This window comes from Saccharothrix hoggarensis (genome assembly GCF_052936025.1).
Genome location: NZ_CP193624.1, coordinates 3314515 through 3330720, shown reverse-complemented (window position 1 = coordinate 3330720; position 16206 = coordinate 3314515). Strand labels below are relative to the sequence as shown.

The window sequence follows — 16206 nt, the reverse complement described above, 5'->3', positions numbered from 1 at the left end:
CGTCCGAGGCCCCCTCGTCCCAGGGGCCTCCGACCGGACGGGAGCCCCCGCACCCCGGAGGTTCCCGATGTCGCGCTTCTACGTCACCACCGCCATCCCGTACGTCAACGCCCGGCCGCACCTGGGTTTCGCGCTGGAGGCCGTGCAGGCCGACGTGCTGGCCCGCCACCACCGCCGGCGCGGCGACGAGGTGCGGTTCCTGACCGGCACCGACGACAACTCGCTCAAGAACGTGCTGGCCGCCGAGGCCGAGGGCCTGTCGACCGCCGACCTGGTCGACCGCAACGCCGAGGCGTTCGCGGCGCTGCGCGAGCCGTTGGCGCTGTCGTTCACCGACTTCATCCGCACCAGCCGCGACGACCGCCACCGGGCCGGCGTCGAACGGCTCTGGCGCGCCTGCGCGGACGCGGGCGACTTCTACCGCGAGCACTACGACGGCCTGTACTGCGTGGGCTGCGAGCAGTTCTACGCGCCTGGCGAGCTGGTCGCCGGCAAGTGCCCCGAGCACGATGTCGAGCCGCGGCGCGTGGCCGAGGAGAACTGGTTCTTCCGGCTGTCCCGCCACCAGGACCGGTTGCACGACCTGATCAGCTCCGGCGCGGTGCGCGTCGAACCCGCCGTGCGCCGCAACGAGGTCCTCGCGTTCATCGCGGCCGGCCTGCGGGACTTCAGCGCCTCCCGCTCACGGGTCCGCGCCCGCGGCTGGGGCATCCCCGTGCCGGGTGACCCCGACCAGGTCGTTTACGTGTGGTGGGACGCGCTGGGCAACTACATCTCCAGCCTGGGCTACGGCACGGGCAGCCCGGACTACCGCCGCTGGTGGGTGGAGGACGGCCGTCGCGTGCACGTGATCGGCAAGGGCGTGGTGCGCTTCCACGCGGTGTACTGGCTCGCCCTGCTGCTGTCCGCGGGCGAGCCGCTGCCGACCGACATCCTGGTGCACGACCACCTCACCACCGACGGCCGCAAGATCAGCAAGTCGGCCGGCGACGTGGTCGACCTGGCCGCCCGGTACGGGACGGACGCGGTGCGGTGGTGGCTGGTGCGGGAGGTGGCCCGCGTGGGCGACACCGACTTCACCGTGCCCCGGCTCGTCTCCCGCGCCGACGAGGACCTGGCCAACGGGCTGGGCAACCTCGTCAGCCGGGTCACCGCCCTCGTGCACCGCTACCGCGACGGCCGGCCGCCGGTCGCCGAGCCGGACCCCGGCGCGGACCCGCTGCTGACGGCGTGCCGTGACGCGCCGGACCTCGTCCACGAGGCGCTCACCGACTTCGACTTCAGGCGGGCGACGGCGGCGGTGTGGCGGATTGTGGAGGAGGCCAACCGGCACGTCGAGCGGGTGCGGCCGTGGGAGCTGGCCCGAGCCGAGCGCGGCGGCGACGTGGCGGCGGGCCGACGGCTGGACGCCACCATCACGGCCCTGCTCACGGCGTGCCGCGCGCTGGCCCGCGAACTCGCGCCGTTCCTGCCGACGTCGGCCGAGCGGATCTCGGAGCAGTGCACACCCCTCGCCGGCGCACTCCCCCGCACGCGTGCCCTGTTCCCGCGCCTCAGCCCGACACCGCCGACGATCACCCCGGCCCGCCCCCGCTGACCGCCGGCCGCCGCTGACCGCCGAGTACGAGAGCCCACCCGACCGCCGCTCTCCTCGACCCTCGCGGACCCGCCGGGTGCCGCCCCGGCGGGTCCGCGTCCGGCTACCGCGGCAGGTAGGCGCGGTGCGTGCGGGAGAACTCGAAGCCGTTGTGGCGGTCCCAGTTGACCGACCACGTCATCAGCCCGCGCAGGTCGGGGTAGACGGCCTTCGGCTTGTACGTGCCGCAGTTCGTGCCCTTCATCAGGCAGTCGAGCGACTTGTGCACCTCGGCGACCGACGTGAACCCGTTGCCCGCGTTGACGCTCGCGGGCAGGCCGATCGCCACCTGGTCCTGTCGCAGGCCCGGGAACACCTTGGTCGCGTCGCCGCGCACCGGGAACCCGGCCAGCACCATGTCGGCCATGGACACGTGGAAGTCGTGGCCGCCCATGAAGTGGTACTGGTTGTCCAGCCCCATGATCGGGCCGGAGTTGTAGTGCTGCACGTGCAGCAGCGTCAGGTCGTCGCGCAGGGCGTGGATCACCGGCAGGTACGCGCCGGCGCGCGGGTCGGCGCCGCCGCTGCCGCCGTAGTGCTGGTAGCCGACCTGCACGAAGAACGTCTCCGGGGCCATCGTGAGCACGAACTTCGCGCCGTAGCGGGCCTTCAGCGTCTTCAGCGCCGAGATGAGGTTCACGATCACCGGCGTGGTGGGCGCGCGGAAGTCGGTGTCGTTGGCGTTCAGCGACAGCGAGTGGCCCTCGAAGTCGACGTCGAGGCCGTCCAGGCCGTACTTGTCGATGATCGCGGAGGCCGACCGGACGAACGCGTCACGCGCCGCCGTGGTCGACAGCTGCACCTGGCCGTTCGCGCCGCCGATGGAGATCAGCACCTTCTTGCCCTTGGCCTGCTTGTCCCGGATGCCGGCGATGAACTCGGCCTCGGACTCGACGTTCGGGCACTCGGCGACGGGGCACTGGGCGAACCGCAGGTCGCCGGACGTGGCGGAGGTCGGTTCGGCGAAGGACAGGTTGATGATGTCCCAGTCGTCGGAGACGTCCTTCATCCGGATGTAGCCGGAGCCGTTGGCGAAGCTGGCGTGCAGGTAGCCGACGAGGACCCGCTTGGGCAGCCCCGTGGGCGGCGGCGTGGTCGTCGTGGTGGTAGTGGTCGACGTCGTCGTGGAGGTGGTCGTTGTTGTCGTCGTGGTGGTCGTGGTCGTCGTGGTGGTGGTCGTCGAACCCGCGCACGACGCGCCGTTGATCTTGCAGTTGAGCGGGCCGGCGGTGCCGGCGGCGTTGAACCCGAACGTCACCGTGGCGCCGGGCGCGATGGTGCCGTTGTACTCGCGGTGGGTGAACGCGTAGTGCCCGCCCGAGTTGGTCCGCAACGCGTCCCAGTAGGCGCCGACGGTCGTGCCGGCGGGCAGGTCGAACTCGACCTTCCACCCGGAGATCGCCGTGCTGGTCCCGTTCTTGATCGAGAACTGGGCGGTGTAGCCGGTCTCCCAGCTGGACGTCTTGGCGAACGTGGCGGTGACGGACGCGGCGTACGCGGGCGCGAAGCTGACCGCCGCCGCTCCGACCACCACCGCCGCCACCGCCGCCACCCTGGCGAACAGGACTCTGCGCGACATCGTTCTCCTCCTAGCGGTGGCGGCCTCCAGGTGGGGAAATTGGACTAGACCACGTTCCGTCTGTCAAGAGACCAGGAGGTGGTTGACCTGCCGTCCGAGCGGGTACCTCGAACGAGCGTTCGAGGGAAGGAGAAGCCGGTGAACCGGAATCCGGAGAAGGACCCGAGTGACTGGACGACGGGCGACGAGCCGATGACCGGCCCGCAGGAGTCCTACCTGAACACGTTGGCGCAGGAGGCGGGCGAGGAGGTGCCGCAAGGGCTGACGAAGGTCGAGGCGTCCCAGCTCATCGACCGGTTGCAGGAGGAGACGGGCAGGGGGAAGTGACGCCGGCGCGGACCGCCGCGCCGGCGTGCGGCGGGCGGGTCAGTTCCCGTCTTCCTGCTCGCCGTCCTGCTCCTGCTCTTGCTCCTGCTCGCCGTCCTGTTCCTGCTCCTGGTTGTTCTCGACGCCGGGGCGGTCCTCGTTCTCGTTGCCGCCCTGGTTGTCGCACCCCGCGCCGAGGGACAGGAACAGGGCCGCCGCGCTCGCGAGCACGGCGAGCGACTTCTTCATCACGGTCTGCTTCATGGTGAGCCAGTACCCCGACCGGCCGGTGCCGACACCACCGGTCGACGCAGCTCGACCACGCCATGCCGTTGTCCGGTCCGCACGGCGCGTTCCCGGACAACGGCGGGCGTTGTCCGTGATGTTGTCCGGCAGTCGATTGCCGTTCGGGGAAGGCTCCTTTCCCGACGGACCGCCGGTTACCGTCTGGTGGTGCAGATCCCGTGGAGAGCCGCACCGCGCGCGGCCCTGTCGAGCCCACTGACACTGCTGGTCAGCTTGGTGACGGCGCTGTTGCTGAGCTTCGTCGTGGCCGCCGCCGTGATGCACTCGGCCGCCTCGGGCAGCGCCGCGATCACCTACCAGCAGAGCCAGTTGTGCGCGGAGTCGCTGCACCCGTCGCTGGAGGCCACCGTCCCGCACGACCGCGTGCCGGGCCTGGTGCGGCAGGTCGGCGAGGCGGTGTCGACGCGGCCCCACCTCGTCGGCATGTACACGCGGGAGCAGCGCACGGACTTCGGCGGCCTGCCGACCGACGCGAAGTTCGGCTACCGGCCCGGCGCCACCGACCACCTGGAGGTGCTGGAGGGCGGCGGCAAGGACGGTCTCTGGGTACCCAAGAGCATCGCCGACACCATCGACCTCCGGCTGGGCGAGCGCGGCATGGGCGGGCGGCTGCCCCCGGTCACCGCGGTCTACGCCGACGTGCTCGACCCGCTGCCCGCGTGGTGGTGCTCCGAGCGCCACTACATCGTGCCCAACATCCTCGACCGCGACGAGCTGGCCACCGCCGTGGTGTGGATGCCCAGCGCCGAGTCGTTCGCCGCGCTACCGCGGGAGGTCGCCGGACCCACGGATGTGACGGTCCGCTTCCCGAGCGACGTGCCGCGCACCGTCGACGAGGCCGCGGCCCTGCTGGCCGAGGGCTCCGACCGCGTCGAACCGCTGGGCCACCTCTTCAACCGCACGGTGTCGCCGCTGGTCCTGGCCGTGGAGAACGGCGCGCAGACCGCCGTGAACGTGCGGTCCGCCGTCCTGCCGCTGACGTTGATCAGCCTCCTCATCGGCCTCGCCGGCATCGCCACGGTCACCGTCCAGTGGGCGCAACGCCGCCGGTCCGAGCTGCGGCTGCTGTGGGTCCGGGGCTCCGGTCCGTTCGCGCTGGGCGGCCGCGGCGTCCTCGAACTGGGCTTGCCGCTGGTCGTCGGCGGCGCGGCCGGGCTCGGCACGGCCCGCCTCCTGCTGCCCGTGTACGCGCCGTCGGACGCGCTGCCGCCGGGCACCGGGACGACGGCCGCCGTCGCCGTCGCGGTGGTGGTCGTGCTGAGCGTCGTGGTCACGTTCGCCACCGCCGCGCTGCGCGTGCACCGCATGTTCCAGGTCGCCATCCGCGGCAACCGGCTGCGCAAGGTCCTCACCGCCCCGCCGTGGGAGCTCGCCACGGCCGCGCTCGCCGTGTGGGCGTGGAACCGGGTGCAGAACAGCGGCCTGGCGACCACCACGAAGATCGGCGGGCTGCCCCGCATCGACGCCGCCGCCCTGGCGTTCCCGCTGCTGGTCGTGCTCACCGCGGCGCTGGTGACGGCGCGGTTGGCGCGGTGGGCGCTGGCCGCGTCGCACCGGGCCCGGTTCTGGTCGGCGCCCGTCGCGCAGCTCGCGATCCGCCGCCTCGCCGCGGCGGCCGGGCCGGTGACCGGCGTGCTGCTGGTGGGCGTGCTGGCGGTCGGCACGATCGCCGTCGGCACCGCCATCGCCGGGTCGCAGAGGACCGCGCTGGAGGTGAAGTCCGGCATGTTCACCGGCGCCAACAGCTACGCGCAGGTCGACCCGGAGACCTCCGAGCTGCCCGGCTCGCTGCGCGGCGACTCGACCATCGTCGGCTACGTCGAGCAGTACGACCGGACCGCCCTGGTGGTCGACCCGAGGACGTTCCGCGACGGCGCGTTCCCGTTCGAGATCGACCCGGCCTTGCTGGACGAGCCGCTGCGCGTCGGGATCTCGCCGCGCCGCGAGGTGACGCTGCCGGGCCTGCCGCCGATCAACCCGTCCGCGTGGGTGCCCGCGTTCCCGAAGCTCGGCAAGACGGGCTGGGTCGTCCCGGTCGACCGGATCGAGGACCGCGGCGACGTGGGTTCCTGGTACGTCTGGTCGCAGCGGCCGCTCGGCGAGCTGACCCGGGCGCTGGCGGCGGTGGGCGTGAAGTACCGCAACGTCGGCGAGAAGTCGAAGGCGGTGAAGGGCCTGCCGTTCCTCACGATTCAGTGGACGTTCGGGTTCGTCACGGCGATCGGCGTCGTCCTCGCGGTGGTGGCGGCGATCGCGCTGCTGCTGGCGGTGGAGGTGCGGCGGCGGCAGAACGCGCTGTCCGGCGCGTTCAGCACCCGAATGGGCCTCGGCCCCGCCGCGATGCTGCGCAGCCACCTGCTCGAACTGGGGGCCGTGGCCGCGGGGGCGGTCGTCGTCGGCCTGGCCGCGAGCGCGGTGAGCAGCGGGTTCACCGTGCCGCAGCTCGATCCCGCGCCGCGGCTGACGCCGGTGCCGGAGGTGCCGGACGTCGTTCCGCTCGTGGTGTCGACGGTCGTGGGAAGTGTGCTGGTGGTGCTGGTGGCGGCGTGGATCGCGGTGCGCGCGGCGCGTTCGGCGAGGATCGGGGAGTTGATCCGTGGGTGAGCACGTGTTGCGCCTGCGCGAGGTGGGCGTGGAGTACCGGACGCCGGCCGGGGCGGTGACGGCGGTGTCCGGTGTGACGCTGGACGTCCCCGCGTCGGGCATCACCGTGGTCGCGGGGCCGTCCGGGTCGGGCAAGTCGACGTTGCTGCGGGTGCTGAGCCTGGTGGAGCGGCCCACGACGGGCGCGGTCGAGCTGCGCGGCGCGGGCACGGCGCGGCTGTCGTCCGCGGCCCGGCGGAAGCTGCGGCGGCGGGACGTCGCCCTGGTGCTCCAGAACCCGTCGGACAACCTGATCGGCCACCTGGACGTGGGCGACAACCTGCGTGCGGCGGCCCAGGCGTCCGGGCTGGACGCGCCGGTCGACGAGCTGCTGGAGCAGCTGGGGCTGCCCGGCACGGCCACGTGGAAGGTGTCGGCGATGTCCGGCGGGCAGCAGCAGCGGCTCGCGTTCGGGTGCGCGTTGGCACGGCGGGCGACCGTCGTGCTGGCGGACGAGCCGACGTCCCAACTGGACACGTCGTCGGCGGACCTGGTGCTGGAGACGTTGGCCGACCTGGCGCGGCGAGGTGTGCCGGTGGTGGTGGCCTCGCACGACCCGAGGCTGATCGCGTTGGCCGACACGAGGTTCGACCTGCGGAACGGGGTGTTGGCGGCATGACGGCGTTGCGGGCGGTGGGTGTCCGGCGGACGTTCCGGCACGCGGCCGGGCCGGTGCCCGTGCTGCGCGGCGTGGACCTGGAGGTGGCGGCCGGCGAGCTGGTGACGCTGTCCGGCCCGTCCGGGTCGGGCAAGAGCGCGCTGCTCGCCGTGCTGGCCGGGTTCGACCGGGCGGACTCGGGCACGGTGGAGCTGGGTGGCGAGGTGCTGACGTCGCCGCCGCCGTGGAAGGTCTGCGCCCTGCTCCCCCAGGCCCTCGGCCTGGCGGGCGAGCTGACGCTGGCGGAGAACGTGGCGCTGCCGATCCGGCTCGGCCGCACGGGCGGCTCGCTGACGAGGGTGACCGGGCTGCTGGAGGAGCTGGGCATCGCCGAACTGGGCGACCGGTACCCCGCCGAGGTGTCGTTCGGGCAGCAGCAGCGGGCCGCGCTGGCCCGTGCCGTGGTCGGCTCCCCCGCCGTGCTGCTCGCCGACGAACCCACCGCGCACCTGGACGCGCAGAGCGCGCCGGCGGCCGTGCGGGTGCTGCGGCGGGCCGCCGACGAGGGCGCGGCCGTGCTGGTCGCCACGCACCACGATCAGGTGCACCGCGCGGCCGACCGCACCGTGGTGCTCGCCGGCGGGCGGCTCTCCGTAGACTAGGCGGCGATGTTGCGTCGATTCGTGGCCGTCGCCCTGGTGTTCCCGCTGCTTGCCCTCCTGCTGGTGGTCAGCGACTCGCCGTACCCCTCGTTGCCCGGTCCGAAACGCGACGCGCCGCGCGCCCTCGTGGCGTTGGGCGACAGCACGATGGCCGGTGAGGGCGCGGGCACGTACGAGCCCGGCACGGACGGCGAGAACGGCAACTGGTGCCACCGGTCGCTGAAGGCGTCCGTCCACAAGACACGGGTCGACGGCGTCGACGAGGTGTTCAACCTGGCCTGCTCGGGCGCGAACTCGGAGCAGGTCGGCATCACCGACCAGGTGCGCAACACGGAGGGCTCGCAGGCCAGGCAGCTGGCCGCGATCGCGCGCGAGTACCGGGTGTCGGTGGTCGTGGTCGCGGTCGGCGCGAACGACGACCCGAGGTTCGCCGACGTGCTCGGCGCGTGCCTGCGGGCGTGGATCGAGCGCCGCACCGACTGCGCCAAGGCGATGGCGGACGAGTGGAAGGCCCGCGTGGAGCGGATGACGCCCAAGGTGGAGCGGGCGTTGCGCGACGTGCGCCGGGTGTTGCAGGACGAGGGCTACACGCCCCGCTCGTACACGCTGGTGCTCCAGTCGTACGCCGCCCCGGTCGCCCCCGGCCTGCCGTTCGACCTGCAGAACCTCGCCGGCTGCCCGCTGCGGACGGGTGACCTGGAGTGGGTGCGCGAGGAGGCGGTCGACCAGCTGTCGGAGGGCTTGCGCAAGGCGGCGAAGTCCGTGGAGGCGCGGTTCCTCGACCTGTCGCGGGCGGGTGACGGGCGCGAGGCGTGCATGGGCGGCAAGAAGCCGGAGGAGGAGTGGTTCACCCGGCTCACCGTCGACTTCGACGGGTTGCGCGACGAGGCGCGGGCCCGGCACGCGCTGCAGGAGTCGTTCCACCCCAACGCGCGCGGGTACGAGCAGTTCGGCCGGTGCATGACGGAGTTCCTGACCACGACGGCGCGGGAGGCGTCGTGCGTCGCCGGGGACGACGGCAACCTCACCGCCGTCGTCGGTCCGAGGGACTGACCGCCTCCCCGTCGGCTGTGAGCCTCGGCGAGGCCGGGTGGCCGCGCGTCGCGCCGACCGGGGTGCCACCCGCGACGTACCTACCGGACCAACCGGTTCGACGTGCGTCGGGCATGCCCCGCCACGCGCCGGGGGTATGCGGTCATAGGCACCGCCCGCAGGCGCGGGCGGTCGGGTGTTCGGTTTCCAGTTCCGCGCGGGTGCCGCCGAACTTCACGTAGCTGCCGATCCACCTGACACCGCGGCTCGGTGTCCCGTTGATCGTGGCGCAGGAGGCGCGGTGCAGGAAGAGGTTGTTCGGGTTCAGGCTCCGTTCCGCGTTGACGACGTACTGGTCCTGGTTGTCCGCCAACCAGCGCTCGTACGCGCCGTTGTCCTCCGTGAACCTCCGCATCGGGACATCATCCACCGCGCGGCCTCACCGAGCGTCGGCCATCCGGCGCCACTCGTCCTCCAGAATCGCGTAGATCAGCGCCTCGCCCCACGCTCCCTTGAAGAACTCGTTGTGCCGGAAGTGTGCCTCGCGGCGCATGCCGAGGCGCTCCATCACCCGCCACGACGGCTCGTTGAACGCGTCGCACGACGCCACGATCCGGTGCAGGCCGAGGTGGGTGAAGCCGAGGTCCAGCATGGCGGCGGCGGCTTCGGTGGCGTAGCCGTTGCCGTGGTGGTCGGGGTGGAAGATGTAGCCCACCTCGCCCTGCCGGTGCTCCTCGCTGAGCCACTTCAGCACCGCCTCGCCGATCACCACGCCGTCCTTCTCCACGGCCAGTGCGAGGTGGTCGCCCTCCTTCTCCGGCCACGTCACGGACGCCTTCAGCGCCAGGCTCTCGGTCGTCTCCTCGGGGCTCCTGGGCCCGCCGTAGAGGTGCCGCACGACGTCCGGCCGCGACTGCCACGAGTGCAGCGCGGCGTGGTCGTCGGGGGTGAACGGGCGCAGGGTGAGGCGTGCGGTCCGAATGGGGTAGTCGGGCTTCGTCACACCGGTCAATCTACGAGGATCGCGCGCAGCCGTCGTCCGAGTTCCGCGGCCAGCCCGGCGAGGTCCCGGTCGGGGAACCGGTAGGGCCCCCGCTCGGCCGAGAACGCGGCGAACTGCTGCTCCTCGTACGGCACGCCGGGAGGCAGGGGCGCCAGGTGCCAGTGCGCGTGCCGGTTGCCCTGCTGGCTGCCGAGGCTCAGCACGTACAGGCGCTCGGTGGGGACGACGGCGGTCAGCGCGGTGCCGGCGGCGTGGAGGACCCGCTGCAACGCGAGGTAGTCGGCCGGCGGGAAGTCGCCGATGACGTGTTCGCGGTGCTCGACGGGCGCGACCAGCAGGTGCCCCCACATGAACGGGAACTTGCTGAGGAACACCACGGCGCGCTCGTCGCGGTGGGCCACGTGGTGCGGGTAGTCGGGGTTGCCGGCCAGCAGCTCGCAGACGAAGCACGCCCGGCGCACCAGCTCCAGGTAGGACTCCTCGTCCCAGCCGACGCGGGTCATCGGCGGCCGACCAGGTGGAAGAAGCGGGCGATCAGCGGGTACGGCATGCGGTCGGCCAAGGCCGGCTCCAGGCGTTCGAGGTCGGCGAAGAACTCCGGGTCGTGCTTGCGGGAGTTGTCGGCGATGTAGCCGGTGACGGCGCAGATGCCGTAGTGGCCGACCACCTCGCACCCGTCGAGCCACCCGACGACCTGGTCGGCCGTGAACAGGGTGAGGGTCGTGTCGAACGTCCGCGTGCGCGCCTGGTCGGTGTCGAGGGCGGCCGGCGCGCCGGCCGGGTCGAGTGCCAGGGTCGCCTGCTGCAACGGCTCGGAGCTGCGGTTGATCGCGATCACCGACACCACGCCGCCCGGCACGGCGAGCGACACGGCCGTGCGCAGGACGTCGGCCGGGTCGGCCAGGTACTGGACGACGTTGTGCGCCGGCACCACGTCGTACCCGCCCGGCAAGGCGGGCAGCCGCGTCAGGTCGGCCTCCACCAGCCGCACCGGCAGGTCTTCGGCGGCGAACGCGCGCTCCGCCTCGGCCGGCATCTCGGCGGACCGGTCGACCACCGTCACGTCGTGGCCGCGCCGGGCCGGTCGGAGCGCGTCCGCACCGTCACCGCCGGCCAGGTCGAGCACCTTCGCCGGCGCGGGCGGCAGGTGGCGGGCCAGGTTGGCCTCGGCCTGCGAGTAGCGCAACCGTCCCCACGGTGTCCGCTGGTACTCCCGCCACCGCCGCATCCCGCCGTCGAAGGTCACCCGGCCAATCTATAGATCGGCCAGGGCCTTGATCGGAGACTCGACGCAGTCGGCGACGAACCGCAGGAACCCGCCCGCCGTGCCGCCGTCGCACACCCGGTGGTCGAAGGCCAGGGTCAGCTGCGCGACCTTGCGCACGGCGAGCTGCCCGTCCACGGCCCACGGCCGGTCGATGATGCGGCCGATGCCCAGGATCGCCGCCTCCGGGTGGTTGATGATCGCGGCCGAGCCGTCCACACCGAACACGCCGTAGTTGTTGACCGTGAACGTGCCGCCGGTCAGCGCGGCGGGCGACAACCTGCCCTCGCGGGCCGACGCCGTGTGCGCGGCGATCGCGGACGCCAGCTCGGCCGTGGTCAACGACTGCGCGTCGCGCACCACCGGCACGACGAGGCCGCGGTCGGTCTGCGCGGCGAACCCGAGGTTCACCTGGTCGAGCACCACGATCTCGTCGCCCTCGACCCGCGAGTTCAGCTCGGGGAACTTCTTCAGCCCCAGCACGGTGAACCGGGCCAGCAGCGCGAGCAGCGACACCGACGGCAGGGCGGCCCGTGCGGCCAGGAACTCCGTCGCGTCGACGTCCACCCACACGGTCGCCTCGGGGATCTCGCGACGCGAGGTGGCCAACTTCTCCGCCACCGCACCCCGCAGCCCTCGCAACGGGATGCGCCGCCCGGCCGCGGGCTCGGCGGACGGTGCGGGGGTCGGCACAGCGGTCGGGGCGGCGGTTGGGGCCGCAGTCGGCGCAGCAGTCGGGGCGGCGAGCGCGGCCAGTTCCCGTTCCACGTCCGCACGCCGGATGACACCGCCCGGCCCGGTCCCGGTCACCCGGTCGAGCGAGAGTCCGTTCTCCCGCGCCAGCCGCCTCACCAACGGCGAGATGACCGCCGGAGCCGGCGCGCCACTCGGACCAACGGGCACGACGGAACCGGCACTGCCCCCGGCTTCGGCAGGCGCAGCCGAGGCGAGCGGAGCGGCACCGGCGGACGCGACCGAGCCGACCGAAACGGCAGCGGCCTCAGCGGGCGCGACCGAACCGACCGGCACGGCACCAGCCGAAGCGGGCGCGGTGCCGTTGAGCGCGGTGTCCGCATGACCGGCCGGTGCGGCGGCGGGCACGGTGCCGTTGGGCGCGGTGCGGGCGGCGGGGATCGGCGCGGGGCGGCGAGCGGTGTCCGGGTGCGGCACCCGCTGACCGCCGGACCGGCGCGGACGGCGTCGGCGCGGGGTGTCGGACGTGCCGTAGCCGATCAGGACGTTGCCCGACCCCTCCGAAGTGGCCTCGGGCGCGCCGACCGACAGCAGCACCGAGCCGACGGCCAGCTTCTCCCCCGGCTCGCCGAACCGCGCGCTCACCACGCCCTCGTACGGGCACGGCACCTCGACCACGGCCTTCGCCGTCTCGACCTCCACCACGGGCTGGTCGATGGACACGTGGTCCCCCACCGACACGAGCCAGGTGACGATCTCGCCCTCGGTCAACCCCTCGCCCAGGTCGGGCAGCCGGAAGTCAGGCACCGTAGGCCTCCACGACCTCGTCGTCCCACTGCAGCCGGTCGATCGCGTCCAGGATGCGGTCGACGCTCGGCAGGTGGTGCTCCTCCAGCTTCGGCGGCGGGTAGGGGATGTCGAACCCGGTCACCCGCAGCACGGGCGCGTGCAGGTGGTGGAAGCACCGCTCGGTCACCCGCGCGACGACCTCCGCGCCGTACCCGCCGAACCCGGACGCCTCGTGCACGACCACCGCCCGGCCGGTCCGGCGGACCGACGCGCACACGGTCTCGTCGTCGAACGGCGACAGCGACCGGAGGTCCACCACCTCGACGTCCCAGCCCTCCTCCGCCGCCGCGTCGGCCGTCTCCAGCGCGGTCGCGACCATGGGTCCGTAGGCGATGAGCGTGACGTCCTTCCCGGCGCGCCGCACCAACGCCCGGTCGAACCCGATCGCAGGTGTTGAACCGACCGCGAGGTCGCCCTTCGTCCAGTACCGCCGCTTCGGCTCCAGGAAGATCACCGGGTCGGGTGAGTCGATGGAGTCGCGCAACAACCGGTACGCGTCGTCCGGCGTTCCGGGCGTGACGACCCGCAGCCCCGGCGTGTGCGTGTAGTACGCCTCCGACGAGTCGCAGTGGTGCTCGACGCCGCCGATCCCGCCGCCGTACGGCACGCGGATCACCACGGGCAGCTCCACCCGGCCGCGGGTGCGGTTGCGCAGCTTCGCCAGGTGGCTGGTGATCTGCTCGAACGCCGGGTAGGCGAACGCGTCGAACTGCATCTCCACCACGGGCCGCAGGCCGTTCATGGCCATGCCGATGGCCGTGCCGACGATGCCGGACTCGGCGAGCGGCGTGTCGAACACCCGGTCGTCGCCGAACCGCGCGGCCAGCCCGTCGGTCACCCGGAACACGCCGCCGAGCGGGCCGACGTCCTCGCCGAACACCAGCACGGTCGGGTCGGCGGCCAGGGCGTCGGCCAACGCCCGGTTCAACGCGCCCGCCATCGAAACCTGGGCCACCGCAGCCGCCTCCGGCTCCCCCGTGACCTCGGACGTCGCCGTCATGCCAGTTCCTCCCGCAGCGCCGCCGCCTGCTCCCGCAGGTGGCGCGGCATGGTCGCGTAGACGTGCTCGAACAGCTCGTCGGGCGACGGCACGAAGTCGGCGTTCATCTTCGCCCGCACGGACGCCGCGAACTCCTCCGCCTCGGCCGCCACCGCCGCGCGCCGCGCGTTGTCCAGCAGCCCGCGCGACGCCAGGTACGCCTCCAGCCGGTCGACCGGGTCGCGGTCCAGCCAGGACGCGACCTCGTCGGACGTGCGGTAGCGGGTGGCGTCGTCGGCGTTGGTGTGCGCCTCGATCCGGTAGGTCAGGGCCTCGATCAACGTCGGCCCGCCGGCCGCCAGCGCCTCGCGCACGACCGCGTACACGGCGGCCGCGTCGTTGCCGTCCACCAGCACGGACGGCACGCCGTACCCGATGCCCTTGTGCGCCAACGACGGCGCGGCGTTCTGCTTCGACATGGGCACGCTGATCGCGTAACCGTTGTTCTGCACCAGGAACACCACGGGCGCCTGCCACACGCCGGCGAAGTTCAGCGCCTCGTGCGTGTCGCCCTCGGACGTGGCGCCGTCGCCCAGCAGCACCAGCGCCGCCGTGTCCTCGCCCTTCAACCGGGCCGCGTGCGCGAAGCCGACCGCGTGCAGCGTGTTGGTCGCCAGCGGGGTGCACTGGGGGCCGACGCGGTGCTCGTACGGGTCGTACCCGAGGTGCCAGCCGCCCTGGAGGAGGGTCAGCGTCTCGGCCGGGTCGACGCCCCGGGTGACGAGCGCGACCGAATCGCGGTAGGTCGGGAACAGCCAGTCGTCGGGGCGCAGCGCGAGCACCGAGCCGACCTCGCACGCCTCCTGCCCTCGTGACGACGGGTAGACGGCGAGCCGGCCCTGCTTGGTCAGCGCGGTGGCCTGGGTGTCGAAGCGGCGGCCGACGACCATCCGCCGGTGCAGCTCCACCAGCACGTCGTCGTCGGGCATGGCCAGTGGCGAGTCGTCCACCGGCGAACCGTCCTTGCGCAGCAGCGACAGCGGTTCGTCGCTGGGCAGCAACGTCCGCTCGGGCGCGCGGGTGCGGGCCATGGGCTCCTCCGGGTGTCTCATGTGACGAGATGGAGGGCATGGTCCGCGTCACAGCGGCCAAAGTTCCAGATCCGGGCCTCGAATCCGGACGATTGGCCCGCAGACGGGTTATCGTCGGCCACATGACGGCACGGGCTGGACATTCGGCACCGCTCGACGCGCTCGACCGGCGCGTCGTGGAGGAGCTGCGGGCGGACGGCAGGATGTCCATGCGGGCGCTCGCGGAGAAGCTGCACATCTCGCGCGCGAGCGCGTACTCGCGGGTCGAGCGGCTGCACCGCGACGGCGTCATCACGGGGTACGCGGCGGTCGTCGACCCGGAGCGCTACGGCTTCGGCATCTCCGCCTACGTCTACCTCAAGATCAGCCAGCACTCGTGGAAGGCCGTGCGGCAGCGGGTCATGGAGATCCCCGAGGTGTGGCACGGCGCGCTGGTGTCCGGCGACTACGACCTGGTGCTCCTGGTGCGGGCGCCCGACGCCCACAGCCTGCGCGACCTGGTGCTCTCCCGGTTGCAGACGATGCCGGACGTGACGTCCAGCCACACCGTGCTGATCCTCGACGAGCTGCCCGCGGGCGGTCACGACCGCGACGGTCACCAGCCGAAGTTCTGAGTCCAGTAGACGCCGTAGGAGCCGCCGCGCGCCATGCCCGCGCCCAACGCCTTGAGCTTGCAGTTCAGGATGTTCGCCCGGTGGCCGGGTGAGTCCATCCAGCCCTTCACGACGGCCTCGGGGGTGCGCTGGCCCGCGGCGATGTTCTCGGCGCCCGGCTGCGGGTAGCCGGCGGCCTTGACCCGGTCCACGAAGGACCGCCCGTCCTTGGACACGTGGTCGAAGTAGTCCTGGGCGGCCATGTCGGCGCTGTGCGCGCGGGCGGCGGCGGCCAGCCGGTCGTCGGCGGCGAGGGCCGGGCAGCCGTGGGCGGCGCGCTCGGCGTTGGTCAGCTCGACCACCTTCGCCTCGGCCAGTTCGACGTCGGTCTTCGTCGGCACGGCAGGCGCGGGCGCGGGGGCGGGCTTGGGAGCCGGCGCGGGAGCGGGCGGCTTCGCCGAGGTCCGCGGGGCCGGCGCCGCGGCGGAGGTGGACACCGGGGGCGCGGCCGGCGGGGAGGACGGCGGGGTGGTCGTGCCCCCCGCGGACGTCGTGCCCCCCGCGGACGTCGTGCCCGCCAGGTCCGGCGCGGTGGTCGGCGCGGCCCAGGCGTCGGCGTGCGACGTGGTGCGGACCGTGGTGGTGGCGGTCGCCGTGATCAGGGCCGTCCCGTCGGGGTGCTCGCACCCGGCCAGGGCGAGCCCGGCGAGGACGACGACCGGCAGCACACCACTCACACTGCTCTTGCGCGACACGCGAAAAACCTCAATCTGCATTCGGCGGTATTCGGGCACGGCGACCGCATGCGCGCTTCTTCGCAGGGTAAGCGTGCTGCGGTCGCCGCACCGAACGGGGAACCGGTCGAACCTGGCAAGGGGGAGAGCGCTGCGGTCGACCCGAATTCCAGGAATGACTTTATCCGGTATTCCACAACTGTCAACATCGACTTATTTAAGGAACATTTAAACTTGG

17 protein-coding genes are annotated in these 16206 nt (G+C 72.9%); 7 read left to right on the top strand and 10 right to left on the bottom strand.

The window, feature by feature from the left end:
• Window positions 1-67 precede the first annotated feature (67 nt).
• A complete protein-coding gene (gene metG / locus ACRAKH_RS15470; protein WP_380722815.1) occupies window positions 68-1597 on the top strand; it encodes a methionine--tRNA ligase in 1530 nt (509 codons plus the stop codon).
• 103 nt (window positions 1598-1700) lie between these two features.
• On the opposite strand, the gene ACRAKH_RS15465 is transcribed toward metG, so the two are convergent.
• Window positions 1701-3215, bottom strand: a complete 1515-nt coding sequence (locus tag ACRAKH_RS15465) for a chitinase (RefSeq protein ID WP_380722813.1) — start codon at window positions 3213-3215, stop codon at window positions 1701-1703.
• A 138-nt stretch (window positions 3216-3353) separates the two neighbouring features.
• On the opposite strand from ACRAKH_RS15465, the gene ACRAKH_RS15460 reads away from it, so the two are divergent.
• A complete protein-coding gene (locus ACRAKH_RS15460; protein ID WP_380722811.1) occupies window positions 3354-3542 on the top strand; it encodes a DUF3072 domain-containing protein in 189 nt (62 codons plus the stop codon).
• A gap of 39 nt (window positions 3543-3581) precedes the next feature.
• On the opposite strand, the gene ACRAKH_RS15455 is transcribed toward ACRAKH_RS15460, so the two are convergent.
• Window positions 3582-3785, bottom strand: a complete 204-nt coding sequence (locus tag ACRAKH_RS15455) for a hypothetical protein (RefSeq protein WP_380722809.1) — start codon at window positions 3783-3785, stop codon at window positions 3582-3584.
• 189 nt (window positions 3786-3974) lie between these two features.
• Between ACRAKH_RS15455 and ACRAKH_RS15450 the strand changes: the two genes are divergently transcribed.
• From ACRAKH_RS15450 to ACRAKH_RS15435, 4 genes are read left to right on the top strand one after another with little or no spacing between them, the layout of a single operon-like run.
• A complete protein-coding gene (locus ACRAKH_RS15450) occupies window positions 3975-6431 on the top strand; it encodes an ABC transporter permease (RefSeq protein WP_447009896.1) in 2457 nt (818 codons plus the stop codon).
• Window positions 6424-7089: an ABC transporter ATP-binding protein gene (locus ACRAKH_RS15445; RefSeq protein ID WP_380722805.1), complete on the top strand. Its 666-nt coding sequence runs from the start codon at window positions 6424-6426 to the stop codon at window positions 7087-7089. The genes ACRAKH_RS15450 and ACRAKH_RS15445 overlap by 8 nt, the downstream gene beginning before the upstream one ends.
• Entirely contained in the window at window positions 7086-7730 is a 645-nt protein-coding gene (locus tag ACRAKH_RS15440; protein WP_447009895.1) for an ABC transporter ATP-binding protein, read from the top strand. The genes ACRAKH_RS15445 and ACRAKH_RS15440 overlap by 4 nt, the downstream gene beginning before the upstream one ends.
• 6 nt (window positions 7731-7736) lie before the next feature.
• Window positions 7737-8783, top strand: a complete 1047-nt coding sequence (locus ACRAKH_RS15435; protein WP_380729997.1) for a GDSL-type esterase/lipase family protein — start codon at window positions 7737-7739, stop codon at window positions 8781-8783.
• Window positions 8784-8925: 142 nt separating this feature from the next.
• Here the strand turns inward: ACRAKH_RS15435 and ACRAKH_RS15430 are convergent, their stop codons facing one another.
• Genes ACRAKH_RS15430 through pdhA form a run of 7 tightly spaced genes read right to left on the bottom strand, consistent with a single transcriptional unit; the run spans window position 8926 to window position 14641 of the window.
• Window positions 8926-9177 (bottom strand): hypothetical protein, encoded by a 252-nt coding sequence (locus tag ACRAKH_RS15430; RefSeq protein WP_380729995.1) that lies wholly within the window; start codon window positions 9175-9177, stop codon window positions 8926-8928.
• A 24-nt stretch (window positions 9178-9201) separates the two neighbouring features.
• Window positions 9202-9765 (bottom strand): GNAT family N-acetyltransferase, encoded by a 564-nt coding sequence (locus tag ACRAKH_RS15425; RefSeq protein WP_380729993.1) that lies wholly within the window; start codon window positions 9763-9765, stop codon window positions 9202-9204.
• 5 nt (window positions 9766-9770) lie between these two features.
• Window positions 9771-10268, bottom strand: a complete 498-nt coding sequence (locus tag ACRAKH_RS15420) for an HIT family protein (RefSeq protein ID WP_380729991.1) — start codon at window positions 10266-10268, stop codon at window positions 9771-9773.
• Window positions 10265-11011 (bottom strand): class I SAM-dependent methyltransferase, encoded by a 747-nt coding sequence (locus ACRAKH_RS15415; protein WP_380729989.1) that lies wholly within the window; start codon window positions 11009-11011, stop codon window positions 10265-10267. The genes ACRAKH_RS15420 and ACRAKH_RS15415 overlap by 4 nt, the downstream gene beginning before the upstream one ends.
• A gap of 9 nt (window positions 11012-11020) precedes the next feature.
• Window positions 11021-12529, bottom strand: coding sequence for a dihydrolipoamide acetyltransferase family protein (locus ACRAKH_RS15410; protein WP_447009894.1), 1509 nt, complete (start codon window positions 12527-12529; stop codon window positions 11021-11023).
• The gene (locus ACRAKH_RS15405) at window positions 12522-13571 is read right to left on the bottom strand and encodes an alpha-ketoacid dehydrogenase subunit beta (protein WP_380730295.1); all 1050 of its coding nucleotides are present in this window, start codon (window positions 13569-13571) and stop codon (window positions 12522-12524) included. The genes ACRAKH_RS15410 and ACRAKH_RS15405 overlap by 8 nt, the downstream gene beginning before the upstream one ends.
• Entirely contained in the window at window positions 13568-14641 is a 1074-nt protein-coding gene (pdhA, locus tag ACRAKH_RS15400; protein ID WP_380730292.1) for a pyruvate dehydrogenase (acetyl-transferring) E1 component subunit alpha, read from the bottom strand. The genes ACRAKH_RS15405 and pdhA overlap by 4 nt, the downstream gene beginning before the upstream one ends.
• A 122-nt stretch (window positions 14642-14763) precedes the next feature.
• On the opposite strand from pdhA, the gene ACRAKH_RS15395 reads away from it, so the two are divergent.
• Window positions 14764-15255, top strand: coding sequence for an Lrp/AsnC family transcriptional regulator (locus ACRAKH_RS15395; RefSeq protein ID WP_380730290.1), 492 nt, complete (start codon window positions 14764-14766; stop codon window positions 15253-15255).
• On the opposite strand, the gene ACRAKH_RS15390 is transcribed toward ACRAKH_RS15395, so the two are convergent.
• Entirely contained in the window at window positions 15237-15989 is a 753-nt protein-coding gene (locus ACRAKH_RS15390; RefSeq protein ID WP_447009893.1) for a CAP domain-containing protein, read from the bottom strand. The two genes, ACRAKH_RS15395 and ACRAKH_RS15390, sit on opposite strands and share 19 nt — an antisense overlap.
• Window positions 15990-16206: the final 217 nt, after the last annotated feature.

What these genes read in the sequence shown, in the direction of transcription:
- metG (WP_380722815.1), top strand. Translation starts at nt 68, where the DNA reads ATGTCGCGCTTCTACGTCACCACCGCCATCCCGTACGTCAACGCCCGG.
- ACRAKH_RS15465 (WP_380722813.1), bottom strand. Translation starts at nt 3,215, where the DNA reads ATGTCGCGCAGAGTCCTGTTCGCCAGGGTGGCGGCGGTGGCGGCGGTG.
- ACRAKH_RS15455 (WP_380722809.1), bottom strand. Translation starts at nt 3,785, where the DNA reads ATGAAGCAGACCGTGATGAAGAAGTCGCTCGCCGTGCTCGCGAGCGCG.
- ACRAKH_RS15440 (WP_447009895.1), top strand. Translation starts at nt 7,086, where the DNA reads ATGACGGCGTTGCGGGCGGTGGGTGTCCGGCGGACGTTCCGGCACGCG.
- ACRAKH_RS15435 (WP_380729997.1), top strand. Translation starts at nt 7,737, where the DNA reads ATGTTGCGTCGATTCGTGGCCGTCGCCCTGGTGTTCCCGCTGCTTGCC.
- ACRAKH_RS15430 (WP_380729995.1), bottom strand. Translation starts at nt 9,177, where the DNA reads ATGCGGAGGTTCACGGAGGACAACGGCGCGTACGAGCGCTGGTTGGCG.
- ACRAKH_RS15420 (WP_380729991.1), bottom strand. Translation starts at nt 10,268, where the DNA reads ATGACCCGCGTCGGCTGGGACGAGGAGTCCTACCTGGAGCTGGTGCGC.
- ACRAKH_RS15405 (WP_380730295.1), bottom strand. Translation starts at nt 13,571, where the DNA reads ATGACGGCGACGTCCGAGGTCACGGGGGAGCCGGAGGCGGCTGCGGTG.
- pdhA (WP_380730292.1), bottom strand. Translation starts at nt 14,641, where the DNA reads ATGGCCCGCACCCGCGCGCCCGAGCGGACGTTGCTGCCCAGCGACGAA.
- ACRAKH_RS15395 (WP_380730290.1), top strand. Translation starts at nt 14,764, where the DNA reads ATGACGGCACGGGCTGGACATTCGGCACCGCTCGACGCGCTCGACCGG.